The 25332-nt window shown below is 64.7% G+C and carries 24 protein-coding genes; 13 read left to right on the top strand and 11 right to left on the bottom strand.

The genetic code is table 11. The annotated features are described in order from the left end of the window. Positions 1–166: 166 nt before the first annotated feature. From V1280_RS42265 to V1280_RS42225, 9 genes are all read right to left on the bottom strand, one after another. Positions 167–649: a cytochrome c-type biogenesis protein gene (locus V1280_RS42265; protein WP_334538567.1), complete on the bottom strand. Its 483-nt coding sequence runs from the start codon at positions 647–649 to the stop codon at positions 167–169. A gap of 5 nt (positions 650–654) precedes the next feature. Then, on the bottom strand, positions 655–2637 hold the full coding sequence (locus V1280_RS42260; RefSeq protein WP_334536776.1) for a heme lyase CcmF/NrfE family subunit: 1983 nt from the start codon (positions 2635–2637) through the stop codon (positions 655–657). After that, positions 2634–3155, bottom strand: coding sequence for a cytochrome c maturation protein CcmE (ccmE, locus tag V1280_RS42255; protein WP_334536775.1), 522 nt, complete (start codon positions 3153–3155; stop codon positions 2634–2636). Before ccmE ends, V1280_RS42260 begins: the two co-directional genes overlap by 4 nt. 37 nt (positions 3156–3192) lie before the next feature. Beyond that, positions 3193–4308, bottom strand: coding sequence for a c-type cytochrome biogenesis protein CcmI (gene ccmI / locus V1280_RS42250; RefSeq protein WP_334536774.1), 1116 nt, complete (start codon positions 4306–4308; stop codon positions 3193–3195). Positions 4309–4439: 131 nt separating this feature from the next. Beyond that, positions 4440–4709, bottom strand: a complete 270-nt coding sequence (locus V1280_RS42245; RefSeq protein WP_334536773.1) for a hypothetical protein — start codon at positions 4707–4709, stop codon at positions 4440–4442. A gap of 99 nt (positions 4710–4808) precedes the next feature. Then, positions 4809–6212: a hypothetical protein gene (locus V1280_RS42240; protein ID WP_334536772.1), complete on the bottom strand. Its 1404-nt coding sequence runs from the start codon at positions 6210–6212 to the stop codon at positions 4809–4811. A 148-nt stretch (positions 6213–6360) separates the two neighbouring features. Beyond that, a complete protein-coding gene (locus V1280_RS42235; RefSeq protein ID WP_334536771.1) occupies positions 6361–7737 on the bottom strand; it encodes a sensor histidine kinase in 1377 nt (458 codons plus the stop codon). A 106-nt stretch (positions 7738–7843) separates the two neighbouring features. Next, on the bottom strand, positions 7844–8518 hold the full coding sequence (locus V1280_RS42230) for a response regulator transcription factor (RefSeq protein WP_334536770.1): 675 nt from the start codon (positions 8516–8518) through the stop codon (positions 7844–7846). Between the two features lie 231 nt (positions 8519–8749). Beyond that, positions 8750–8905 carry a hypothetical protein gene (locus V1280_RS42225; protein ID WP_177248457.1) on the bottom strand — a complete coding sequence of 52 codons (156 nt, stop codon included), beginning with the start codon at positions 8903–8905 and terminating at the stop codon, positions 8750–8752. Positions 8906–9139: 234 nt separating this feature from the next. Between V1280_RS42225 and ku the strand changes: the two genes are divergently transcribed. The 8 genes from ku to V1280_RS42185 all read left to right on the top strand — a co-directional run bounded on the left by ku (position 9140) and on the right by V1280_RS42185 (position 17883). Next, a complete protein-coding gene (gene ku, locus V1280_RS42220) occupies positions 9140–10138 on the top strand; it encodes a non-homologous end joining protein Ku (RefSeq protein WP_334536769.1) in 999 nt (332 codons plus the stop codon). A 58-nt stretch (positions 10139–10196) separates the two neighbouring features. Beyond that, positions 10197–10433 carry a hypothetical protein gene (locus V1280_RS42215; protein ID WP_334536768.1) on the top strand — a complete coding sequence of 79 codons (237 nt, stop codon included), beginning with the start codon at positions 10197–10199 and terminating at the stop codon, positions 10431–10433. 227 nt (positions 10434–10660) lie between these two features. Next, the gene (locus V1280_RS42210; RefSeq protein WP_334536767.1) at positions 10661–10804 is read left to right on the top strand and encodes a hypothetical protein; all 144 of its coding nucleotides are present in this window, start codon (positions 10661–10663) and stop codon (positions 10802–10804) included. A 186-nt stretch (positions 10805–10990) separates the two neighbouring features. After that, complete coding sequence (locus V1280_RS42205; protein ID WP_148774078.1) at positions 10991–11155, top strand: Flp family type IVb pilin; 165 nt, start codon at positions 10991–10993, stop codon at positions 11153–11155. A gap of 261 nt (positions 11156–11416) precedes the next feature. Beyond that, a complete protein-coding gene (locus V1280_RS42200) occupies positions 11417–11821 on the top strand; it encodes a hypothetical protein (RefSeq protein ID WP_334536766.1) in 405 nt (134 codons plus the stop codon). Positions 11822–11953: 132 nt separating this feature from the next. Then, positions 11954–13588, top strand: coding sequence for a thiamine pyrophosphate-requiring protein (locus V1280_RS42195; protein WP_334536764.1), 1635 nt, complete (start codon positions 11954–11956; stop codon positions 13586–13588). A gap of 95 nt (positions 13589–13683) precedes the next feature. Next, positions 13684–16161, top strand: coding sequence for a GAF domain-containing protein (locus tag V1280_RS42190; protein ID WP_334536763.1), 2478 nt, complete (start codon positions 13684–13686; stop codon positions 16159–16161). Positions 16162–16239: 78 nt separating this feature from the next. Then, positions 16240–17883: an alpha/beta hydrolase gene (locus V1280_RS42185; protein ID WP_334538566.1), complete on the top strand. Its 1644-nt coding sequence runs from the start codon at positions 16240–16242 to the stop codon at positions 17881–17883. A 2-nt stretch (positions 17884–17885) separates the two neighbouring features. Here the strand turns inward: V1280_RS42185 and V1280_RS42180 are convergent, their stop codons facing one another. Then, positions 17886–19475 carry an MDR family MFS transporter gene (locus V1280_RS42180; protein WP_334536762.1) on the bottom strand — a complete coding sequence of 530 codons (1590 nt, stop codon included), beginning with the start codon at positions 19473–19475 and terminating at the stop codon, positions 17886–17888. 160 nt (positions 19476–19635) lie between these two features. Further along, complete coding sequence (locus V1280_RS42175; protein WP_334536761.1) at positions 19636–20151, bottom strand: YcgN family cysteine cluster protein; 516 nt, start codon at positions 20149–20151, stop codon at positions 19636–19638. A 257-nt stretch (positions 20152–20408) separates the two neighbouring features. Here V1280_RS42175 and V1280_RS42170 point away from each other — a divergent pair, with 257 nt between their 5' ends. The 5 genes from V1280_RS42170 to V1280_RS42150 all read left to right on the top strand — a co-directional run bounded on the left by V1280_RS42170 (position 20409) and on the right by V1280_RS42150 (position 25330). Continuing rightward, on the top strand, positions 20409–22736 hold the full coding sequence (locus V1280_RS42170; RefSeq protein WP_334536759.1) for a transglycosylase domain-containing protein: 2328 nt from the start codon (positions 20409–20411) through the stop codon (positions 22734–22736). Between the two features lie 9 nt (positions 22737–22745). Beyond that, positions 22746–23324 carry a DUF1214 domain-containing protein gene (locus V1280_RS42165; protein ID WP_234681231.1) on the top strand — a complete coding sequence of 193 codons (579 nt, stop codon included), beginning with the start codon at positions 22746–22748 and terminating at the stop codon, positions 23322–23324. Beyond that, on the top strand, positions 23321–23905 hold the full coding sequence (locus tag V1280_RS42160) for a DUF1254 domain-containing protein (protein ID WP_334536758.1): 585 nt from the start codon (positions 23321–23323) through the stop codon (positions 23903–23905). The genes V1280_RS42165 and V1280_RS42160 overlap by 4 nt, the downstream gene beginning before the upstream one ends. Positions 23906–24163: 258 nt before the next feature. Then, on the top strand, positions 24164–24382 hold the full coding sequence (locus tag V1280_RS42155; protein ID WP_334536756.1) for a hypothetical protein: 219 nt from the start codon (positions 24164–24166) through the stop codon (positions 24380–24382). Positions 24383–24547: 165 nt separating this feature from the next. Further along, the gene (locus tag V1280_RS42150; protein WP_334536755.1) at positions 24548–25330 is read left to right on the top strand and encodes a sulfite exporter TauE/SafE family protein; all 783 of its coding nucleotides are present in this window, start codon (positions 24548–24550) and stop codon (positions 25328–25330) included. The last annotated feature ends 2 nt before the right edge of the window (positions 25331–25332 follow it).

Here is a 25332-nt window from a genome sequence, read left to right as displayed (position 1 = left end):
ACATGGGGGCTTCCGCCTTACCGCGCGCTGGCTGCGGGGTTAAACTTTTGTAATGAAGACCGTGCCGGCATGCGGCAGTTTAGCGCACACCGAAAATCGTGGTTTGACAGGAACTTATTCAAGTTCCCGTGACGGCGCGCTCGCGCTCGCGCCGACGTAAATCCAGCTAGCGCGATGCCGCATCTTCGGACATCAACGCGGCGAGCCGTGCCTGTTCGTCGGGCGTGAGCGGCGGCTGCGGTATATCCGCGCCGACCCGCGCGCGGCGTCGGTTTTGCCGCCACAGCGCAAAGCCGCCGCCGGCCAGCAGCAGCGGCGCGAGCAGCCACAGCAGCATGGTCTGCCGTTCGAAGCGCGGCTTCAGCAGCACGAACTCGCCGTAACGGGCGACCAGGAAGTCGAGCACCTGCGCGTTGCTGTCGCCGGCCGCGATCCGCTCGCGCACGAGAAGGCGCAGATCGCGCGCGAGCGGCGCATCGGAATCGTCGATCGACTGGTTCTGACAGACCATGCAGCGCAGCTCGCGCGACAAGTCTCTCGCGCGTGCCTCCTTGACCGGATCAGACATGATCTCGTCAGGCTGCACGGCGTAGGCCGCTGGGGCGGCCAGCAGCACAAGCGCGACGATCGCGGACATCATCCGGCGCATCAAAATCACTCCGCCGGTTGCAGGCGCTGCTTGGCCCGCGCCGGCTTCGGCGCACCGACCCGCAGGCGTCGGTCGGATAGCGACAGCACGCCGCCGAACGCCATCAGCACGGGCCCCCACCAGATCAGGAGCACCAGCGGCTTGTGATAGATGCGCACGGCGATCGCGCCCTCGGCGGTGACGTCACCGAGCGAGATGTAGAGCTGGCTCGCACCACGCGTCAGCAGCGCAGCCTCGGTGGTGGAGGAGCCGCGCGTGGTAAAACTGCGCTTCGACGGCGTCATGACGCTGAGCGCTTCGCCGTCCCGGCTGACGTTGAACTGGGCAATCATCTCGCGGTAGTTCGGTCCCTGGCGCTCGAGCAGACCGTCGAGCTTCAGCTCATATCCGGCGACCTGCGCGACGTCGTTCGGCTTCATGGTCGCGATATATTCGCTGTTCCAGGTGGTCTCGCAGACGATCCCGATCAGTGCAACGCCGAGGCCGGCATGCGCGAACACGGTTCCCCAGGCCGAGCGCGGCAGGCCGCGGGCGCGGTGCAGCGACGTCGCGAACGGCAGGCGAAACAACCCGGTTCGTTCGGCCAGATCCGTCATGGCACCGGCGATGACGAAGACTCCGAGCCCGATCGCCAATGGCGCCAGCGCACTGCCACCACGCGTCCAGGCCCAGACAAGGGCGATCACGACGAGCCCGGCGACTCCCGCCGCAAGCAACCGCTGCGTGACGCCGAGCAGATCGCCCCGTTTCCACGCCAGCATGGGCCCGAACGGCACGGCGAGCAGCAGCAGAACGAACAGCGGAGCGAAGCTGAGATTATAGAACGGCGCACCGACCGACATCTTGAAGTCGGCGAGCACTTCCATTGCGAGCGGATAAAGCGTTCCGAACAGCACGACCGCGCAGGCCACCGTCAGCAGCAGATTGTTCAGCACCAGCGCGCCCTCGCGCGAGATCGGCGCAAACAGGCCACCCTGCTTCAACGAGGTCGCGCGTCCCGCGAACAGCGACAGGCTGCCGCCGATGAACAGGCAGAGGATCAGCAGGATGAAGACGCCGCGGGTCGGATCGTTGGCGAAGGCATGCACGGAGGTGATGACGCCCGAGCGCACCAGGAAGGTGCCGAGCAAAGACAGCGAGAAGGTCAGGATCGAAAGCAGGATGGTCCAGACCTTCAGCGCGTTGCGCTTCTCCATCACCAGCGCCGAGTGCAGCAGCGCCGTGCCGGCGAGCCACGGCATCAGCGAGGCGTTCTCGACCGGGTCCCAGAACCACCAGCCGCCCCAGCCGAGCTCGTAATAGGCCCAGTACGACCCCATCGCGATGCCGAGCGTCAGGAAGATCCAGGCGACCAGCGTCCACGGCCGCACCCAGCGCGCCCAGGCCGCATCGATCCGCCCCTCGATCAGCGCCGCGATCGCGAACGAGAACGAGATCGAGAAGCCGACATAGCCGAGATAGAGCATCGGCGGATGCACGGCGAGACCGATGTCCTGCAGCACCGGATTGAGATCGCGCCCCTCGATCGGCGGATTGACGATGCGCAGGAACGGATTCGAGGTGATCAGGATGAAGAGATAGAAGGCGCTCGCGATCCAGGCCTGAACTGCGAGCACATGCGCGCGCAGCGACAGCGGTAGATTGTTGCCGAAGGCCGCGACCAGCCCGCCGAACAGCGCCAGGATCGACACCCACAGCAGCATCGAGCCTTCATGATTTCCCCACACGCCGGTGATCTTGTAGATCAACGGCTTCATCGAGTGGGAATTCTCGTAGACATTGGCGACGGAGAAATCCGAGTTCACGTGCAACGTCACGAGCGCGATGAACGACGCGCCGACGAACAGGAGCTGCGCCAGCGCGGTGGAACGCGCCACGTTCATCAGCGCGGGATCGCGCAGGCGCGCGCCGATCATCGGCACGAAGGACTGGATCAGCGCCAGCGCGAGCGCCAGCACCAGCGCGTAATGTCCGGCTTCCGCGATCACCGCACCGCTCCCTGCGAATTGCCCTGCGCCGTCGTGGCCGCAGGCTTGGGGTTGCCAGACGCCATATTAGAATCTTTGGCGCCGTAATCGTCCTTCCAGTGCCCCTGCTTCTTCAGGGCATCGGCGACGTCCTTGGGCATATAGGTCTCGTCGTGCTTGGCCAGCACCGTGTCGGCCTTGAACACGCCGTTGGCATCGAGCGCGCCTTCGGCGACGACGCCCTGCCCTTCACGAAAGAGATCGGGCAGAATGCCCTTGTAGGCGACGGGCAGCTTGGCACCGCCGTCGGCCACCTCAAACGTCACCGCGAGATTGCCGCCGCGCTGGAGCGAGCCCGGCTGCACCAGGCCGCCGAGGCGAAAACGCTTGCCGGGCTGGACGTGGTTTTCGGCCACCATGGTCGGGGTCGAGAAGAACACGATGGAGTCGCGCAGTGCGTTGAGCACCAGCGCGGCCGCGAGCGCGAGCACGGCGAGCGAGCCGCCGATGATGGTCATACGTCGCTGCTTGCGCGTCATGGCGTATCCGTTCTCCGCTCGTCCCGTGCTGCGACTGTCATCCGTCGAGCCCGAGAGTCTTGAGGCCATCGTTGAGCTGGCGCAACCGCTCGGAATCCCTGGCGACCGCCTGGCGGGCGTCGGTCGAGGCGCCCAGCGCCTTGTCGCGATCGCCCATCACCAGATAGGCGCGCACCAGACGCAGCCAACCCTCGACATCGTCGCCGTTCTGCTTGAGGCGCGTGGCGAGACGATCGACCATGCCGCGGATCATCGCGTTGCGATCGCCGTCGTTCATCTCCTTGGACGCTGCGATCGTCTCGTCGGACAGCGCCGGCATCGTCACGCCGCCACCGCCGACCCGCGCGAGCGAGGTCTGCACCAGCGGCCGCCACGGCGCATCGGCAGGTGCTTTCGCCAGCAGCGCGCGCCAGATATTGGCCGCGTCATCCTTGCGGCCGTCCTGCTCCGCGGCGAGCCCGAGGAAGTAGTTCGCCTTGGGATCGTCGGCGCTGAGCGCATGCGCGCGCTCGAACTCGGTCTTGGCTTCCGCCGTCACCACGCCGCTGGCCGCGGCCGTGATCGCTTCGCCGAGATCGGAGCGGCGCTCCGCGCTCTCGCCGTTGTAGGTGATCGAGTTGCGATAGGCCCGCACGGCCTCGTCGAAGCGGCCAAGCCGCTCCAGCACCGGCGCGAGCACGTTCCAGCCGCGGCCGTCGGTCGGATTTTTTTCCAGGTGTTGCTGGACCTGCACCACGAGGTTCTCGAGCGACTGCGCCATGCCAGGTCCGGCGCCACGCTCCCGCTGCGCCAGCGGGAAGTCGCGAAGCGCGGGCGAGCCGAGCGGACCATAGATCGCGGCGGCCACCAGAGGCAGGCCGACCAACGCCAGCACGGCAGCCGCGCGGCGCCATTTCAGACTGGATGTCGGCACGAGTGCAGACTCGCTGCCGGCGGCGGCGAGCAGCCTGCGGCTGATCTCGACGCGCGCCGCCTCGGCCTCCGGTGCTGCGATCAGTCCTGCCGCGAGATCACGGTCGATCTCGGCCAGCTGATCCTTGTAGACCGCGACCTCGCTGCCTTGATTGTCAGGACGCGCGCCACGGCCGAGCGGCCAGAGCACGGCGAAGATCGCCGCGACCGTCATCAGCGCGAACACGAACCATAGCGTCATCAGGCAAGCTTCCGGCAGCGCGCGAGCCGCGCCTGTAGCTGGCTTTACACCACGGCCGGACGATGCGGCAATTGACAATTGTCAATTTGGCGCGAGCGCACACAGTCCCGAAATAGTGAAAATCCAACGGCTTAGCCGATCTCGAAGTCCACGCTTTGAGCGGCGTCCTCGCCGTGCCCGTTGAAGGCCTTCAGGAAGTATGTTCCCGGCTCGATGGCATCAGGCAATCTGATCCGCAACGCCCCGACGGGAACGGGCGATGCAACCCTGGTCACGGTCTCGGGCAGTTGCCGGCCGCTTGCCTTCTCGACCAGCACCATCTTCGCGCCGACCATCAGCCTTTGATATTTGGCAACAATGACGCGGTTTTCGATTTCGATGGAGCTGATAACTGGTTTCATGCGCCCACAGATAGAAATTCCAGAAGCTTGCACGGGACCGTAGGGCCCACAACCGGTACCGTCAACTACAAATTGTGATCACGAAAAGATGCGCTTGAATCAGCTGGCGCGGGTTGATTTGCGCTCGCCCGTCGCCGCATTCTCTGCCGCGCGGCTCATCAGCGAGGCGTAATCGTCGCCGAACAGCACGTGGCAGAAGCGAATCGCGGCCTGCACCTGCTGCTGCCGGTAGGTGCGGACCTTGTGATCGGCGGCGCGCAGCGACTGCACCAGCTGCTCGGTCGACCGTTCCACATATTGCTGCAGGTCGGAATAGGTGCGCAGCGTCACCTCGTTGATCGCGAGCTCACTGGCATAATTGCGGCAGGTCGCGACGAAATCGATCAGCGCCACGGTTTCCTCGACCTCGGTGCTGTCGATCCGCGCGCCCGGCGGAATGTCCTTCTCGGGGCGCTGGCGCAGGATGCGGCGGACGCGGCCGGGAACGCTGTCGATCTCGGACTGCAGCGCGTTGGAGATGTCGGCCCGGATCGAGGTCAGCTGCTTGCCCCAGGCGGAATCGTTGCGCAGGTCGAGCTCGGTGCGCAGACCGCGGACGCCGTCATGCAGCGCCTTCAGATTGTCGGCGACGGTCTCGAAATGGCCGCGCTTGATGTCCATGCGCAAATTGGCGGCAACGCGGGCCAGATCGTGAAGGGCCATTGTGACCGCCACGCCGTAGGGCGTCGCCGCGACGCGGATCTCGTCGTCCGACGCGGCGATCTTGATGGCGAGACGAATGATCTGCCACGGTGCGGTCATGCGCTGGACCACCACCGACAGCGCAAATGGCAGCATCTGCGGGGTCTGGAGCACGGGAATGTTGAGGGCTGCGGTCACCGAGGCGATCTGGGGATCGCCGAATGCGCGCAGGAAGCGCGGCAGCTTTTCATTGAGCGTGCCGATGGCCTCGCGAACGGCGAGCACCGCGCCGATCGAATAGAGGTCCTCGATCACGCTGGGCGGACCGACACGGGCGAGCGCGCGCGACTTGTCGCCGCCGCCGGGCCCCGTCAGCTCGAAGATGGCGTCCGCAGCCACGGCCTGGAGCTTGAGCGCCAGCGCCTCGACCTGCCCCGCACTGTCTGACGCCGGCATGCGTGACAGCGCCGCCTCGAATTCGTTGATCTTGTCCGGGGCACCGTCGCGGCCGAGCCATTGCCAGATCGGAGACAGCGAGGAGCGGCGGATCTGGCCGACCCGGGTCGGGGCACCGGCCTCGACCAGGAACGGTTCCAGCACCTGGAACAGCAGCCGCGACAGATCGTCGGTGCGCGGCGGTGGAGCTTCGTCGGCCTCGGTCTTGCGCACGATCTTGCGCAGCTGCTCGAGCACCAGGGTCGCCACAGCGGTGTCCTGGCCGCGCTCGAGCGCGCGCTCGAACTCCCGCATCAGCAGCGCCTGCGCCTGCGGCGGGAGCTGCGCGAGATATTCCCTCAGCCGCTCGATCGATGTCTGGCTCATGCGCCCGGGTAATGCACGGTAAAATGGCGGACGTAGGATGCGTCCTCTCCGATCATAGGTGGGTGCGCCTTAAGAAGCCGTTGAGGAAGTCGCTCCGAATACCTCCGGTTTCGCCCGGAAGCCGAAATAATCGTTTGGGATCAGAGGATTATATTCCGGGCAGCACCAGCTCGGCCCGCAGGCCCCCGATCGGGGCGCTGCCGAGCGACAGGCTGCCGCCATAGAGCGCGGCAAGGTCGGTCACGATCGACAGCCCGAGCCCGGAGCCCGGCTTGGACTCGTCGAGCCTTTGGCCGCGCCGAGAGACCTGGGCGCGCTCGGCCTCCGAGAGGCCGCTCCCGTCGTCATCGACGATGAGCCGCAGCCTGGGGCCTGCGCCGGGGTGGGTCGGTGCCTCCACCAACACCTCGATGAAGACGCGCGAGGCCGCCCATTTGCAGGCATTGTCGACGAGATTGCCGACCATCTCCTCCAGATCCTGCCGCTCGCCGCGGAATTTCGCCGACGGATCGGCCTTGGCCTCGACGACGATGCCGCGGCCGCGGTGGATCTTCTCCATGGTCCGCCGCAACGCTTCGATGGCGGGGGCAACCTCGGTCACCGTGCCGACGATCGAAACCCGGGCCGCGATACGGGCGCGCTCCAGATGATGGGCGAGCTGGCTGCGCATCACGTCCGCCTGCTCCATCACTTTGGCGGCGAACGGGTCGGCGGCATGCGTTCCGGCCTCGTTGACGATCACCGACAGCGGCGTCTTGATCGCGTGCGCGAGATTGCCGACATGGGTTCGCGCGCGCTCCACAATCTCGCGATTGGCATCGATCAGCGCGTTGGTCTCGCGCGCGAGCGGCGCGATCTCGACCGGGAATTCGCCCTCCAGCCGCTCCGCCCGCCCGGAGCGGATGTCGGCGATGGACTCCGAGATTCGCTTGAGCGGCGCGAGACCGAAGCGGACCTGGAACACGGTCGTCAACAGCAGCACGATGCCGAGTGCGGTGAAGGTGCCGCCGAGATAATAGTCAAAACTCCGCGTCTCGTCGAAGATCTCGGTGTCGTCGCCGGCGACGCTGACCAGGTATTTGCCGTCGGCGCCGAGATCGACGGGACGCTCGACCATGCGCAGATTCTGTCCTTCCGGCCCGTCGACATAAGCGAGGCGAATGCCGGCTGCGGTGAGCTCGGTGCCTTGATCCTCCAGCTTTGGCAGCTTCTTGTCCCAGAGCGAGCGCGAGGACCGCACCTCCGGCTTCTCGGTGTCGGTGCGCGTGATCTGCCAGTACCAGCCGGACAGTGGCAGCTCGAACAGGGGTTCGCCGAGCGATTGGAACTGGCGGTCCGGCGGCTCGTCGGGGGTGGCGACCTCGGCGATCAGGGTGCGGAGATAGAGGTTGAGCCGGCGGTCGAAGGCGCGCTCGGTGGCATTCTTGTAGACCGACGACAGCACCACGCCGGTGATCGCCAGGATCACCACGAGCCAGGCGGTCGCCGACAGGAACAGTCGGTTGGCAAGCGAGCTGGCGGGCATCGGAATGATCCCGGAGGCGCGAGGTGGCGGCATGGCTTCGGCGGTCATGACTGGACCAAGGCCCGTGTCGGGGCGCCCGTCAAGCCAAGATCCTTGAAAACACCCCTTAGGCGCCCGGTGCCTGCGGCGGGGTCAGGAGATAGCCAAGGCCGCGGACGGTCTGGATAATGTCGACGTCGAGCTTCTTGCGGATGCGGCCGACAAAGACTTCAATCGTGTTGGAGTCGCGGTCGAAATCCTGGTCATAGAGATGCTCGACCAGCTCCGTGCGCGACACGACGCGCCCCGAATGGTGCATCAGGTAGGCCAGAAGCCGATATTCGTGCGAGGTCATCTTGACCGGATTGCCGGAGACGCTGACCCGGCCGGTGCGGGTGTCGAGCGTGACGGGACCGCAGCTCAGTTCGCTCTGGGCATGGCCGGTGGAGCGGCGCAGCAGCGCGCGGATGCGCGCCAGCACCTCCTCCAGATGGAACGGCTTTGCGACGTAGTCGTCGGCGCCGGCATCAAATCCCTGAACCTTGTCGCTCCAGCGGTCGCGCGCGGTGAGGATCAGCACCGGCATGGTGCGGCCGTTGCGGCGCCAGGCCTCCAGCACCGAGATGCCGTCCTTCTTGGGCAGGCCGATATCGAGCACCACGGCGTCATACGGCTCGTTGTCGCCGAGATAATGCCCCTCCTCTCCGTCGAAGGCCCGGTCGACGACATAGCCGGCGTCCATCAGCGCCTTGGTCAGCTGACGATTGAGATCGGGGTCGTCCTCGACAACAAGCAGGCGCACGCTTCTCTCCAGAAATTGGCTGCACGATCGATCGCAAGAGATGAGCAATTCCGGCGTGAACTGAGTATGAACGCCGGGAACCGGCAGCGTTACTTTTTGGTCATATACGATGTGTTCGCACTTAACGCGACTGCGCCCGCCACGCCACCGGACGAGACCTGTGGCATGGCGGGCGCAATGTGCCGCGTTAGCGGCTGAGTCGGAAGGTCCGCCCTTCCCGTAAGCCTGCCGTCAGGTCCGGAAGAACACGAACCAGATGACGGCGAGGATCAGGATCGCGAGCCCGGTCGAGATGGCGAGCAGCGCGGCCACCGACGGGCCAGGTTCGCCCTGGCGCGCCTCGGTTGCAGTTTCGACGATCTGACGGTCCTCGCGCGTGGTTGCCATGGTGGCCTCAATCTCTGGATGTCGTCCGATGACCGCGACGTCATCACGGCCCTGTGTCCGAAGCCAACGCCCGATCCGAATTGATGTTCCTGACTTTGGCCAATGGATCGGGCCGAACCGCGGTGGTCAGCGACTGGTTAACGCAGTTGCAAGAATCCGCTCTGAGCCGTGTATGATTCGGTGTTCCCCGATGGTATCCTCATAAGTCTGTCCCCGTTGCGTTTGGAGTAGCCCATGGCCCCCCGTGCCAATTGGAAGGGTTTTTTGCGCCTCTCGCTCGTGACCTGCCCGGTCGCGCTGTATCCGGCCACGTCGGATACCGAGAAGGTCTCGTTCAATCAGATCAATCGCAAGACCGGCCACCGGATCAAATATCTCAAGGTCGACGCCGAGACCGGTGACGAGGTGACCTCCGAGGACATCGTCAAGGGCTACAAGGTCGACACCGACACCTACATCGAGGTCACCAAGGACGAGCTCGACGACATCGCGCTGGACTCGACCCACACGATCGAGATCGACGAATTCGTGCCGAGGACCGACATCGACAGCCGCTATCTGATCCGCCCCTATTACCTCGTGCCGGACGGCAAGGTCGGCCACGACGCCTTTGCGGTGATCCGCGAGACCATCCGCAGCATGGACAAGGTCGCGATCGGCCGCGTGGTGCTGACCAACCGCGAGCACATCATCGCGCTCGAGCCGCTCGAGGCCGGCCTGATGGGCACGCTGCTGCGCTACCCTTACGAAGTGCGCAGCGAGAGCGAATATTTCGACGACATCCAGGACGTGAAGCTGACCAACGACATGCTCGACCTCGCCAAGCACATCGTCGAGAAGAAATCCGGCGCATTCGAGCCCGAGCTGTTCGAGGACCACTACGAGAGTGCGCTGATCGATCTCATCAACAAGAAGCGTGCGGGCGCGCCGATCGCAGCCAAGACCACCCCGAAGAGCGGCGGCAACGTCATCAACCTGATGGACGCGCTGAAGAAGAGCCTTGCCACCGAGAAGGACGCCGCGCCCAAGGCCAAGGTTGCCAAGGAGACAGTCAAGGAAATCGCCAAGGAAACCGCAAAGGCCAAGAAGCCGAAGAAGCGCGTCGAGGGCCAGCGCGAGATGCTGCTGCCGATCTCCGGCAAGGGCGGCAAAGAGGCCACCGCCAAGGAGGCCGCGCCGAAGAAGGCCGACAAGCCGGTGCGCGCGACCACACGGACGAAGAAGGCCGGCTGACGACCTCGCATCACCGATCGCGCCGTGACGTCTCCCCTCACCGATCGGGCAGCCTGACATGCCCTGGTCGACGCCGTTCGACGATCCGATCGACTTGCGCGGCGGCGCCAAGCTGCGCACGCTGCAAGAGGCCGCCGATTTCATCATGAAGCTGCCCGAAGCCGAGCAGCATGAGCCGCGCTGGCAGACAGCAATCGAGATGCTGATCAACGCGGCGGAGACCGGCGGCGGCTGGTTGACGTTCGCCCGCATCGGCATGCTGCGCGCGTTGAACGCGGACGTCCGCCGTGGATGAACCGCGATCGGCATGCTTGACGATCGGTTGACGAACAGCCTCAACAATCCCTTAAGCGGCCTGGTCACTTTCGGCACCACGCTGCCAACGTGTCGCACCGAGTATTCCTACGGGAGCCAAAATTAACCTCCTATTCCCCTTGCGCACACCATTGTCCGGCCATCGATTGAGCCAGGGTTCGCACCTTTGTGCCGCAGCAGGACGCCAGAAAGAACTATATCGGCATCGTGAGTGACACGACCGAGGACGAGCGCATCGCCGACGGTGCGGCGCGCGTGCAGCCGCCTGTGGTGGGCTATCTGGTCGGACGTCTCGCGGCGGCGCTGGGGCGCGCGCGCAAGGATACGCCGGGACGCGCCACCACGGGTTGAGGCGGGCCGGCTTTCATTCATTTGAATTGGATAATGAAACCTTCGTTTAACGGCTGTTACGTTAAGACACAGCGGGCAAGGTTCGGCCGAGCCTTGCATATTTGACGCGCGCAAATGCCCGTCGATCACTTTACCAGTTTGATAACGCCGCGCGCCCACATTGGACCGGATCATGAGGAGTTGGCGATGATTTTGCTCAGGTCTTTTCTTGCCGATGAGAAAGCCGCCACCGCGATCGAGTATGGCCTGATCGCCGCCGGCGTGGCCCTTGCCATCGTGACCGTCGTGACCAACACGGGCAGCGCCCTCCTCAGCAACAAGTTCAACTCGATCAGCGCGGCCACGAAGTAACGCCCTCAGTTCGTCATTGCGAGCGCAGCGAAGCAATCCAGAATCTTTCCGCTGAGGGATTCTGGATTGCTTCGCTGCGCTCGCAATGACGGCGTGTGGGGCATTCGCAGTCCGTAGGATGGGTAGAGCGAAGCGAAACCCATCCTACAAGGTCCCCATTTCCGTCACCTTTGACGATCATTTTAGTCCTGATATTCTTCAAGCCGTGGCACGACGCGCCATGCTGTCAATCATTGAACCTAAACTGTTTGAGGGATGCGGATGAGACGCACGACCGTCCTGGCTCTCAGCCTCATCTTGGTCGGCATCTGCTCGCAAGACAGCGCGAGGGCTCAAACCGCACCGCCGGTTTCGCTGAGCCCGCCCAAGGCATCGCCTCCGCGCGCGGGCGTGAAGAATTCCCCGGCAACGTCCGACAGGGCGTCGGCGACGCCGGCGACCAGCGGACCTCCACAATTACCGAACCCTGCTCCTGCCGCCGACTATGACGGCTTCAGCGCCGGCACCGACGACAACGACGCACCTAGCCAGGTGGCGCCGCCCGTGAGATCACGCGCCGCGAAGGGCTCCAATCGGGATACAAATGGCCTGGACGCGCAGTCATCCATTGATCAGGAAGACGAGGCGTTGAAGCGAAAGCTGACGATTTGCAAAAACTGCAAATAAGAAGGCTGGCAGCGCGCTGCATGGCTGACCTACCGCGACTGTCGGCTCCCCGCGCTTTACGCTTCCGGCATTTCCTGATCCTCTCTCCTTAATCGGCCGGACCAACCGGCCTGCCTCAGGGAGAGAGACGCCATGAAGCTCGGCACCGCCATTGCGGAAATCATGCGGCGCGAGGGGATCGAGATCCTCTGCGGTTATCCCGTCAATCACCTGATCGAGCACGCGGCGAAGGCCGAGATCCGCCCCGTGATGGTGCGCCAGGAACGCGTCGGGGTGCACATGGCGGATGCGATCTCACGCGTCACGTCGGGGCGCACGATCGGCGCGTTCTGCATGCAGCACGGCCCCGGGGCGGAGAATGCGATGGGCGGCGTCGCACAATGCTACGGCGAATCCGTGCCCGTGCTGGTGCTGCCGATGGGCTACCAGCGCCGGCTTGCGCATATCGAGCCGAACTTCAATTCCAGCGAGGCGATGAAGCCGTTTTCGAAATCCTCCGAGCCGATCATCCTCGCGGCCGAGGTCGCCAACATTTTCCGGCGTGCCTTCACCAAGCTGAAGAACGGCCGCGGCGGGCCGGTGATCGTGGAAATTCCTGCCGACATGTGGAACGAGGAGGTTCCGGAACCGCTGAACTACACGCCGGTGCTGCGCACCCGCTATGGCGCCGATCCCCTGCATGTGAAGGAAGCCGCCGCCCTGCTCGTCAATGCGAAGCGTCCCGTGATCTATGCCGGCCAGGGCGTGCATTACGCCCAGGCATGGCCGCAATTGAAGCGGCTTGCGGAGCGGCTCGCCATTCCCGTCACCACCAGCCTCGGCGGCAAATCGTCATTCCCGGAGACGCATCCGCTTTCCCTCGGCTCCGGCGGCCTCGCCGTGCCGCGCGCGGTGCCAAAGTTTCTCACTGATGCCGACGTCATCTTCGGCATCGGCTGCTCCTTCACCGAGACCAGCTTTGGCATCGCAATGCCGAAGGGCAAGACCATCATCCATTCGACGCTCGATCCCAATCATCTCAACAAGGATGTGGAGTCGAAGATCGGCCTCGTCGGCGATGCCGGCCTCGTGCTCGATGCGCTGCTGGAGGAGATCGGCAAGACCGTCACCGCCGATCGCGACGCTTCGGCGGTCGCCGCCGAGATCGCGGCTTCGCACAAGGAGTGGCTCGCAAAATGGATGCCAAAGCTCACCAGCAATGATGCGCCGCTCAACCCCTATCGCGTGCTGTGGGACCTCCAGCACACCGTCGACATCGACAACACCATCATCACCCATGACGCCGGCAGCCCGCGCGACCAGCTCTCGCCGTTCTGGAAGGCGGTGACGCCCCTCTCCTATCTCGGCTGGGGCAAGACGACGCAGCTCGGCTACGGCCTTGGCCTGGCGATGGGCGCCAAGCTCGCAAAGCCCGACAAGCTCTGCGTCAATGTCTGGGGCGATGCGGCGATTGGCTTCACGGGCATGGATTTCGAGACCGCTGTGCGCGAGCGCATCCCGATCATGTCGATCCTGCTCAACAATTTCTCGATGGCGATCGAATTGAAGGTGATGCCGATCTCGACCGAGAAATATCGCTCGACCGACATTTCCGGCGACTATGCCGCGATGGCGCGCGCCTTTGGCGGCTACGGCGAACGGGTGACCAGGTCGGACGACATCATCCCCGCGATCAAGCGCGGCATCCAGAAGACCAAGGAAGGCATCCCGGTGCTGCTGGAGTTCATCACCAGCAAGGAGACCGAGGTGTCGCGGCCCGGCACGTGAGACAGAAGCAGCGCCACGGGTGCTGGCTCCGGCCGCAGGAGATGTGATAATCCGGCCTGGTGCCGCGCCTGTCGCGGCATTCAGCCGGAATGCGAATGACCGCCCTTTCCAACGATGTCGCCGGGATCGACGAGCTGAAGCGGCAATTGCAGTCCGCAGCGGCCGAGAACGCGCGGCTGCGCGATCGGCAAAATGCCAGCGCCGAGATCTTGCGCACCATCGCGGCTTTCCCGTCGGATGCGCGGCCAGTCTTTGCGGCGATTGCGTCCAGCTCCAAGCGCCTGCTCGGCGGCTTCTCCGCCACCGTGCTCCAGTTCATCGGCGACGAGCTGCACCTCGTGGCGTTCACGCCGACCAGCCCGGAAGGGGACGAAGGGCTGAAGGCGTCGTTCCCGCGGCGGATCGAGGATTTTCCGACTTTTGCGCTGGTTCGCGGCGGCGAGACGATCCAGTTTCCGGACTGCGAGGCCAGCGACGTGCCGGAGCCGAACCGCGATCTCGCGCGGCTGCGCGGCTTTCGCAGCGTGCTGTTCATGCCGCTGATGAACCGCGGCGCGGCGGTCGGCATGATCAGCGTTACGCGCACCGAGACCGGCGCATTCGCGCCCGACCTCGTGGAGCTGCTCCAGACCTTTGCCGACCAGGCGGTGATCGCGATCGAGAATGCGCGGCTGTTCAACGAGACGCGCGAGACGCTGGAACGCCAGACCGCCACGGCCGACATCTTGAGAGTGATGGCGGCTTCGCCTTCCGACGTGCAGCCGGTGTTCGACGCCATCGCCGCCAATGCCAACCGGCTGATCGGCGGCTTCTCCACCGCCGTGCTGCGCTATATCGACGGCGCCGCTCATCTTGCCGCCTTCACGCCGGGCGATCCGGCCGGCGATCGCGTGCTGCAGGCATCGTTCCCGGTGCCGTTCGCCCAGTTTCGGGCCTACCAACTCACTGCCAATGGTGAATCGGCTGAGCTGCCCGACACCGAGATCGAGCCCGCGGCGCGTGACATCGCCCGCGCGCGCGGCTTTCGCAGCATGCTGTTCACGCCGCTGATGAGCGAGGGCGAAGCCAAAGGCGTCATCATCGCCACGCGGCGCACGACCGGCGCGTTCGCCGAGCATCACGTGCGGCTGCTACAGACTTTTGCCGACCAGGCGGTGATCGCAATCAAGAATGTCAGCCTGTTCAACGCCACCAAGGAGGCGCTGGAACGGCAGACCGCGACCGCCGAGGTGCTCAAGGTCATCAGCCGGTCGGCGTTCAATCTTCAGGCCGTGCTCGATACGCTGGTGGAATCGGCAGCACGGTTGTGTGAAGCCGACATGGCTGCCATTACCCGGCGAAGCGGCGAGGTCTATTACCGCGCCGGTTCATACGGCTTTCCGCGTGAGTTCGCCGACTACGTCAAGGATATTCCGGTCAAGCCCGAACGGCGCACTATCACGGGGAGAACCCTGCTCGAGGGACGTATCGTCCACGTGCACGACGTGCTTGCCGATCCGGAGTATGATTTCGAGGGTCAGCAGCTCAGTGGCAATCCTCGCACCTTTCTCGGCGTGCCTCTGCTGCGCGAGGGCATGCCGATCGGCGCCCTGACTTTGACCCGATCCATCATGCGGCCGTTCACCGACAGTCAGATCGGGCTCCTCTCGACCTTCGCCGACCAGGCCGTAATCGCCATCGAGAATGCGCGGCTGTTCGACGAGGTCCAGGCGCGCACGCGCGAGCTGTCGAAATCGCTCGACGATTTGCGCGCGGCGCAGGACCGGTTGATCCAGACCGAGAAGCTGGCCTCGCTCGGCCAGCTCACCGCCGGCATCGCGCACGAGATCAAGAACCCGCTCAACTTCGTCAACAATTTCGCCGCGCTCTCCGCCGAGCTGACGGACGAGCTGAACGAGGTGCTGGCGCCCGCTTCGCTCGGCGATGACGTCCGCAACGACGTCGACGAGCTGACGGGGATGCTGAAGGACAATCTGCAAAAGGTCGTGCAGCACGGCAAGCGCGCCGATTCCATCGTCAAGAACATGCTGCTGCATTCGCGCGAAGGCGGCGGCGAGTACGGCTTGAGCGACGTCAATGCGCTGGTCGAGGAGAGCCTCAACCTGGCCTATCACGGCGCACGTGCCGAAAAGCCGCAGTTCGACGTGATGCTGAAGCGCGAACTCGATCCGGCGGCGGGCTCCGCAAACTTGTTTCCGCAGGAAATCTCGCGGGTGCTGCTGAACCTGATCTCGAACGGGTTTTATGCCGTGGCAAAGCGCCAGGCGGAAAGCGGCGCCGGCATTTTCGAGCCGGTCGTGACCGCCACGACCCGCGACCGCGGCGACAATATTGAGATCCGCATCCGCGACAACGGCACCGGCATTCCCGATGACGTGAAGGCGAAGATGTTCAATCCGTTCTTCACCACAAAACCGGCCGGCGAAGGCACCGGCCTCGGATTGTCGATGAGCCACGACATCGTGGTGAAGCAGCACGGCGGCACGATCGACGTTGCGACCGAGCCGGGCCAGTTCACGGAGTTCACGATCCTGCTGCCGCGCAAGAGCGGCTTTGGGGACAACAAGGGATAGCATCGTTCGGGGGATAGCTTGACTGGTCTCGCGCGGCTCATTCGGCGGCAATTGCTTTCGCTGTCCGGCGTCGGCCTCATGCTGGGCGCGCTGTTCTTCGCGGCCGCGCTGACGCCGACGCTGATCCCGCGCAGCTATCTCACGCAAGGCGCGCTGGCCGGCGGCTGCTTCGCGATCGGCTATTTCGCAGGCGAGCTGTGGCGCCGGCTGTGGCACTATCTCGAACTGCCCGAGCCGTCGGCGCGCGCGAGATCTGTTGCGAATGCGCTTGTCGCTGTCGGCTGCCTGCTCGTCGTCATCGCCGCTCTCTGGCGTACGACCGCATGGCAGAACGCGATCCGCAGTGTCATGAAGATGGCGCCGGTCGAGACCGCGCATCCGCTCAAAGTCTGCGCCATCGCGTTGATCACGTTCGTGCTGCTGCTGGTGCTGGGGCGGCTGTTTGCGTTTGTCTCCCGCTTCCTCGCTGCACGCATACGGCGCGTCATTCCGCGAAAAGTTGCAAACGTCATTGGCGTGCTGGTGGCAACACTGCTGTTCTGGGCGATCGCCAGCAATGTCCTGATCCGCACCGCCTTCAACGCGCTCGACTCCTCCTTCCGCGAGCTCGACGTTCTGTTCGAACCCGAGCGCCCGCAGCCGACCGATGCAGCTCGGACAGGAAGCACGGTCTCCCTGGTGAAGTGGAAGGAACTCGGGCGCATGGGGCGCCGCTTCATTGCCTCAGGCCCGACCGCAGTCGAGATCAGTGCCGTCACGGGACGGCCCGCGCAGGAACCCGTGCGCGTCTATGTGGGGCTCGCGGCCCGCGACACCGCCCAGGCGCGCGCCAGGCTTGCGCTCGACGAGCTCAAGCGCCAGCACGGTTTTGAGCGCAAAATCCTGATCGTCATCACGCCGACCGGCACGGGCTGGATCGATCCGGCCGCGATGGATACGGTCGAATATCTCCATCATGGCGACGTCGCCGGCGTCGCGATGCAGTATTCTTATCTCAACAGCCCGCTGTCGCTGCTGTTTCAGCCCGAATACGGCGCGGAAGCAGCGCGTGCCCTGTTCGCGGAAATCTACGGCTACTGGACGACGCTGCCGAAGGATGCGCGGCCCAAGCTTTATCTGCACGGGCTCAGCCTCGGCGCCCTGAACTCGGAGAAATCCGCAGAACTGTTCGAGACGATCGGCGATCCCATTGCCGGCGCGCTGTGGAGCGGTGCGCCGTTCGCGAGCCGCATCTGGAGCTCGGTCACCGACAACCGCAATCCGGGCACGCCGGCTTGGCTGCCGGAATTCCGCGACGGCCGCTTCGTCCGCTTCATGAACCAGAACGGGCCGACGGTGCCGCCGGATACGCCCTGGGGGCCGATGCGCGTGGTCTATCTGCAATATGCCAGCGACGCGATCACGTTCTTCGCCTACCGCGACTCCTTCCGGGCGCCGGCCTGGATGAATGCGCCGCGCGGGCCGGACGTGTCACCGGAGCTGCGATGGTATCCCATCGTCACGATGCTGCAGCTCGCGCTCGACATGGCGGTCGCGACCAACACGCCGATGGGATTTGGCCATGTCTACGCGCCCGAGCATTATGTCGATGCCTGGGTCGCGGTCACCAATGTCAGTGATTGGTCGGCTGAGGCGCTGGCGAAGCTCAAAAGCTATCTTGCTGCCAGAGCACGCAAGACGAGCGCAGCCAGTCTCGACGACGATCCCGATCGCGGCGGTTAATCCTACTCCGCCATCTCGACGGGTTGCGCGATGGAAGGACCGGCCAGCGGCCGCTCCTCCATCATGATCAAGCAGAGCGCCGCAGTGGTCATCAGTGCGGTCGCGGCCGCGAAGACGTAGCGGAACGCGTGCCGCATGTCTTCGGTGGGGATCGCGGGGATGCTGCCTGCGGCGTGATGCTCGCCGGCCAGCGGAATGTCGGCGCCGAGCGCGATCAAGAGGATCGCCGCGAATGCTGCGACCGTGAATGACGACATCAGCGAGCGGAAGAAGTTCATCGCCCCGGTGATGGTGCCGACCTGCGGGCGGGCCACCGAATTCTGCAGCGAGACCACGCAGACCGGAAAGGTCGTGCCGAGGCCGAGCGCAAACGCCGCCATCAGCGTCAGCAGTCCCCACAGCGGCAGCGCGGTGACGGTGAGGCCGAGCGCGCAGATCGCAGCCCAGGAGGTACCGATGATGGCGACGCGCTTGTAGTGCTTGGCGCGCGCCATGGTGCGGCCGGCGATTGCCGCACCACAGGTCGAGACGGCCGCGAGCGGAATCAGTGCAAGCCCCGCCTCGCTGGCGCTGAGATGGTAGACCGACTCGTAATAGAGCGGCAGCTGCACTGTGAGGCCGGTGATCGCACCGAGACCGCAGCCGCCGGCGGTCAGCGCGAACGGCGCGACCGATCCCGAGAGCAGCGGCAGCGGCAGGAACGGCTCGTCGGCGCGGCGCGCGTGCCACACGAAGGTGACCGCGAGCGCGACGGCGCCGCCCACCATCGCCAACACGGTCGGCGAGAGCCAGGGAAAACGCGTGCCGCCCCATGTCAGCACCAGCATGAAGACGACGGCCGAGGCCATCAGCAGCACGCCGCCGAGCCAGTCGACCTTTCGCTTGCGGTGGAACACCGAGATCTTCGCCATCTTCGGCAGCAGCAGCGCAAGGGCTGCGGCTGCGAGCGGCAGATTGATCCAGAAGATCATCGACCAGTGCAGATGCTCGGCAAACACGCCGCCGATGACGGGGCCCAAAATACCGCCGACCATCCAGACGCTGGAGAAATAAGCCTGGTACTGGCCGCGCTCGCGCGGGGACACGACGTCGGAGATGACGGTCTGCACGACGGGCATGATGCCACCACCACCCAATCCCTGGAGACCGCGTGCAAGAATCAGCATCGGCATGCTCGGCGCGATCGCGCATAGCACGGAGCCCGCAATGAACAGGCTCAACGACACGATGATCATGACCTTGCGGCCGTAGATATCGCTTAGCGTCCCGAACACCGGCGCAACTGCGGTCGAGGCGAGCAGATAGGCGGTGATGACCCAGGAGAGATTCGAGACATCGCGGAACTGGCGGCCGATGGTCGGCAGCGCCGTGGCGACGATGGTCTGGTCGAGAGCGGCCAGGAACATCGTCAGCATCAGGCTGAGGACGATGGTCCGGACCTCGTCCTGCGACAGCGGGACCGGCGGCGCGAGCGAGGGAGCGTCGCTGACGCTGATGACCTCGCCCGGGAGGCGGGTAAGCTCCTCGGCGATCTCGTCAGGCAATGTCTGGATGTCGGCAGACTGGCTGCTCTGCCGTGCGAACTGGTTCATTTCGGGCGTGTCAGACGTCTTGCTGCGGCGCAAAGCCGCGAAGGATTCGTTCTATGAAGCCAATCTAGACAGCAAAGTTCTTCTCAGGCAGGCACCGCGGCGCATGGGTGCATCCCGCACCGGGGTCATCCCGAACAATTGATCCGGCACTACGGGTTAATCAGTCTTTCGGACGTCGCTTCAGGCGTGCCCGTTTCGGGATCTGCCCCGGCCATTGCACCAGGTAATTTTCGAGCTTGTCATCCGGGACCTCGTCCTCGGTGCCCGAGACCCGGCCGCGCACGGAGACGCCGGCCTCGTGCACCGTATTGGGATCGCCCGAGATCAGCGGGTGCCACCAATAGAGATCGCGCCCTTGCGCGACCAGCCTGTAGCCGCAGCTCGGCGGCAGCCAAGGCAGCGTGCGGACCTTTTCGGGGGTCATGACAACGCAGTCGGGGACGAAGTCGAAGCGATTCGCGTAGTCCTTGCAGCCGCTGGTGCAGGAATCGAGCATCTTGCAGCTGACATCCGTGAAATAGATCTCGCCGGTATCCTCGTCTTCGAGCTTGCTCAGGCAGCAGCGGCCGCAGCCGTCGCACAAGCTCTCCCATTCGGCCGTCGACATGTCCTCCATCTTCTTGGTTTTCCAGAAGAATCCATCCTGGTCTGAAGGTCGTTTGCGAGCTGCGGTCATGCGCCTGATACGATTCCCAAGAAATGCGGCCAGCGCCATCTAGGGCGCGCGGCCGGAAAGCTGCAAGCAATGCCCCCGCAAGGCCCGTAATGAACCGGGGTTCAATTAGGCCTGTTGTTCAAAATTGCGAGCCTGACCATTGGTTTATAGGCCCCGCTCGGCTAGAAGAACAGCAAGTCCCCTCGGACGCGACACGGGCGCCTTGGGTTTGCCGCAACAATCCCGCAAGACGTCTCGATGCCGCCCCGGCCGGGTGCTTGAACGCTTTCGAAGCGAGCCTCAAGGGTTCTAGGTGGTCCAGAAACACACCATCCAACTGGAAGAGTCGTATCAGGAACTTCTTCCTGGACCTCGATGCGCGCATCGACTCCTCGCTGTTCTCCTCGGCCAAGGGCATCCGCGAGCTCTACGAGCGCTACTCGACCTTCATGGACCGCTTCTATGTCGGGCGGTGGAAGCGCTGGGTGTTCATTGAGCCGTTGTCGGAGGCCGCAACGCTCGGCCTCGGCGGCATGGTGCTGATGCTGATCCTCGCCATCCCCGCCTTCCGCGAGACTGCGGACGAGGACTGGCTGAAGAAGTCCGATCTGGCGGTGACGTTCCTCGACCGCTACGGCAACCCGATCGGCAGCCGCGGCATCAAGCACAACGACTCGATCCCGCTGGAAGATTTTCCGGACGTGCTGATCAAGGCGACTCTCGCGACCGAAGACCGCCGCTTCTACGAGCATTTCGGCATCGACATCGCCGGCACCGCGCGCGCGCTCGTCACCAACGCCCAGGCCGGCGGCGTCCGCCAGGGCGGCTCCTCGATCACGCAGCAGCTCGCCAAGAATTTGTTCCTGAGCAATGAGCGCACCATCGAGCGCAAGATCAACGAGGCCTTCCTCGCGGTCTGGCTGGAATGGCGCCTGACCAAGAACGAGATCCTGAAACTCTACCTCGACCGCGCCTATATGGGCGGCGGCACGTTCGGCGTCGATGGTGCGGCGCATTTCTACTTCAACAAGTCGGCGCGCGACGTGACGCTTGCGGAAGCCGCAATGCTCGCCGGCCTGTTCAAGGCGCCGACGAAATACGCGCCCCACATCAACCTGCCCGCTGCGCGTGCCCGCGCCAACGTCGTGCTCGACAACCTTGTCGATGCCGGCTTCATGACCGAGGGCCAGGTGTTCGGCGCCCGCCGCAACCCGGCCTTCGCCGTCGACCGCCGCGACGAGGCGTCGCCGAACTATTATCTCGACTACGCCTTCGACGAGATGCGCAAGCTGGTCGACACCTTCCCGAAGTCCTACACCGAGCGCGTCTTCGTGGTTCGCCTCGCGATCGACACCAACGTGCAGAAGGCTGCCGAGGACGCGATCGAGAACCAGCTGCGCCAATTCGGCCGCGACTATCACGCGACGCAGGCGGCCACCGTCGTCTCCGATCTCGACGGCGGCGTCCGCGCCATGGTCGGCGGCCGCGACTATGGTGCGAGCCAGTTCAACCGCGCCACCGACGCCTATCGCCAGCCCGGCTCGTCGTTCAAGCCTTACGTCTACACCACGGCGCTCTTGAACGGCTTTACGCCGAACTCGATCGTGGTCGACGGCCCGGTCTGCATCGGCAATTGGTGTCCGCAGAACTATGGCCATTCCTATTCCGGCGCGGTGACGCTGACGCAGGCAATCACGCGCTCGATCAACGTCGTGCCGGTCAAGCTGTCGATCGCGATCGGACAGAAGGAGCAGCCTAAGGCGCCGAACCCGGCCAAGATCGGCCGCGCCAAGATCGTCGAGGTCGCGCGCCGCTTCGGTCTGAAGGCGCCGCTGCCCGATACGCCGTCGCTGCCGATCGGCTCGGACGAAGTCACCGTGCTCGAGCATGCGGTGGCCTATGCGACCTTCCCGAACCGCGGCAAGTCGGTGACGCCGCATTCGGTGCTGGAAGTGCGCACCGGCGCAGGCGACCTGGTCTGGCGCTGGGACCGCGACGGCCCGAAGCCGAAGCAGGCGATTCCGCCGAACATCGCCGCCGATATGGCCGGCATGATGAGCCACGTCGTCAGCGAAGGCACGGCGCGCCGCGCCGCGCTGGATGGCATTCCGACCGCCGGCAAGACCGGCACGACCAATGCTTATCGCGACGCCTGGTTCGTCGGCTACACCGGGAATTTCACCTGCGCGGTCTGGTACGGCAATGACGACTATTCGCCGACCAACCGCATGACCGGCGGCTCGCTGCCGGCGCAGACCTGGCACGACATCATGGTCGCAGCCCATCAGGGCGTCGAGGTCCGCGAAATTCCCGGCATCGGCATGGGCCAGAAGCTGCCGCCCGAGCGCGTCGCCAACGCGCAGGCCAATGCGGCGCCGAAAGTGCTGGAGACCAAGCCCGGTCCGCCGCCGGTGCTGACCAAGCGCGGCGCCGACATCCTGGTGCGCGTCGAGAAGCTGCTCGACGACGCGGCCAAGACCGCGACCAAATCGACGGCCAACGACAGCCAACAGGCCAAGCCGGCATCGTCGAACAGCGCGCTCGCCTTCCCGCAGAACTATGCGGCGGAGGAGAACGCGAACGCATCCACCCCGCGCAAGAACTGATCTGATCCCGTGCGGCTGATCCTGATCACATTGACGGCCCTCCTGCTCGCGACCGTGGTCGGCCTCGGCGCGACCTGGATGACGACGACGCGCGGCACCGAGATCGGCGCGCTGACCATCGGCCCCTGGACCGCCCGCCCCCGCACCGGCACCGCCGACGTCGATCCCTATTCGCGCGCCACCATCGTGCGCAACGGCGAGCTGCCGATCGGCACCGGCGACGGCGTCGCCTTCACCGCGACCGCCGACGGCAAGAAGAAGGCGCTCGACGGCCGCTGCGACGTCGTCGTCTCCGGCGTGACGCCGCCGGCGCGGTTCTGGACGCTGACGCTGTATGACCGCAAGGGTCATCTCGTCGCCAACTCGCTGCAGCGCTACGGCTTCACCAGCCAGGAGATCATCCGCCAGTCCGACGGCTCGTTCGAGATCCACATCGCCGCGCGCTCGCGCGCCGGCAACTGGCTGCCGACCGGCGGCATCGAGCGCTATGCGCTGATGTTCCGCCTCTACGACACCCCTGTCGGGGTTGCGACGCGCACCCAGCGCGATGCGCCCATGCCCACCATCTCGACGGTAGGCTGCTCATGATCCGGCTCGCATTCACCATCGTCGCCGGCGTGGTGCTGGGCCTCGTGGTCCATCTCGTCAGCGTGCTGGCGCTGCCGCGCATCGCAACGCAGGACGCCTATTCGCGGCTGACGCCGATGACCAAGCTCAACGGCGTGACGCAGCTTCCGCTCGCCGATCCCAACACCTCGCCGATGCCGTTCATGGACCCGGCCTTTGCTCTCGCGATCTGCCGCTATGATCTCTCGGGCGGACCGATCAAGCTCACCGTGCCGGTGAGCCAGGCCTACACGTCGGTGTCGTTCTACACCCGCAACGAGATCGCCTATTACGCCATCAACGACCGCTCGGCCGGCAAGAAGGTGATCGAGCTCGACCTGATGACGGAGGCACAGCACGACGCCCTGCCCGAGGACGAAGAGATCACCGCGGCCGACCGCCTGATCATCGATTCTCCGAGCAGCACCGGCCTGATCGTGATGAAGGCGCTGGCCGCCGAGCCCGGCCTGATGCCGCAGGCGCAAGGCTCGCTGGCGGCCGCGAGCTGCGGGCCACAGACCGATGCGCCGGCGAAGGCCGAAGCCCCGCGCGGACGCCGCTGACGCGCGGGCGTTGAGCCGCCCTCAAAACCAAAAGCGCGAAAACAACCCCATGCACAGTAGCGGGGGTGTTGAAGCGATTGGCAATTTTGACGTCGCGCCAGAGCGGGCGTTTGCAGGGGCGAGGCATCCCCTGCCGACCGCACTTTTCCGCTTTGACACGTCGGGCAAAACACTGGCAGAGTGGCACCATCGAATAATTTCGTAACACCCGCGCGGAGAAATCCGCAGCGGGTTTTTTCATGCCGGAGAAGGAATGCCATGATCAAGCAACCATTGTCGCCCGTCGCGGTCGTCAAGGCCGGTTTACCCGCGAATTCGGAATTGGATTTGGAACGCTGGCCCCGTTGGATGCGCGAGGCGCTTGCAATACAGCCCGAGACCACAACGCGGGCGGCGAACTCGGTGACTGCGGTTGCGCCGGCGCGCGTCGATCCTGCCAGCGTACGCGTTCTGCATCGCATGCCGCCCCGTTCATGACAGCTTTGGTCGAAGCCAGGTATTCCAAGTTTGCAACACGCAAAATTCTGGACTAGACTTTTCCTTAGCCCCACGCCCTGCCGTAAGCAGGTGTGAAGCTCCCCGCCACGACGGATTACGGGCAAGATTGATTTTGCGCATCAGCGCATTTTTTCCGTCGTGTCCATGCGAAACAATTCCGCGGCGTTCGGCTCGGGCGCAATCATCGGTACTTTGGGCGGCCTCATCGGCCTCGGTGGCGCAGAATTTCGACTGCCGCTGCTCATCAGCTTGTTCAGGTTTCGCGGCCTTGAGGCCGTGGTTATCAACAAGGCGACGAGCTTGATTGTGGTTGCGAGTGCACTGCCGTTTCGCGCACGCGCCGTTCCCTTTGCGGAAATATATCTGCATTGGCCGATCATCCTGAACCTGCTAGCCGGCAGCCTTGTCGGCGCCTACGCCGGGGCATCCTGGGCGACGCGCCTCAAATCTGAAACGCTCTACAAGATCATCGCCGTCCTCTTGCTCCTGATCGCCGGTGTGCTCCTGTTCGCACATGTGACTGCGGCACCAACTGCACCGGCGTTGACGGGCGCGAGCCTGATTGTCGCGGGCGTCGCAGCAGGCTTCGTGATCGGCGTCGTCGCGTCACTGCTCGGCGTCGCCGGAGGAGAATTCCTGATCCCAACCCTGATCCTGTTGTTTGGCGCAGACGTGAAGCTCGCAGGGAGCCTCTCACTCGCGGTGAGCCTTCCTACGATGCTCGTGGGATTTGCGCGCTATAGTCGAGATCAGAGCTTTTCGGTGCTCCGCGCCAACCGGCAATTCATGCTTGCAATGGCGATCGGATCCATCGTCGGCACACTCATCGGCGGCCTGCTTCTCGGCGTCGTCCCGAATTCGATTCTCTTGCCGGGATTGGCCGTGATCTTGATCATCTCGGCTGTGAAGGTTTGGAAACACGAGTAGAG

This window comes from Bradyrhizobium sp. AZCC 2230 (genome assembly GCF_036924495.1).
Taxonomy (GTDB): domain Bacteria; phylum Pseudomonadota; class Alphaproteobacteria; order Rhizobiales; family Xanthobacteraceae; genus Bradyrhizobium; species Bradyrhizobium rifense.
Note: the sequence above shows the minus strand (reverse complement) of the source record. Positions and strands in the feature narration are given on the sequence as shown.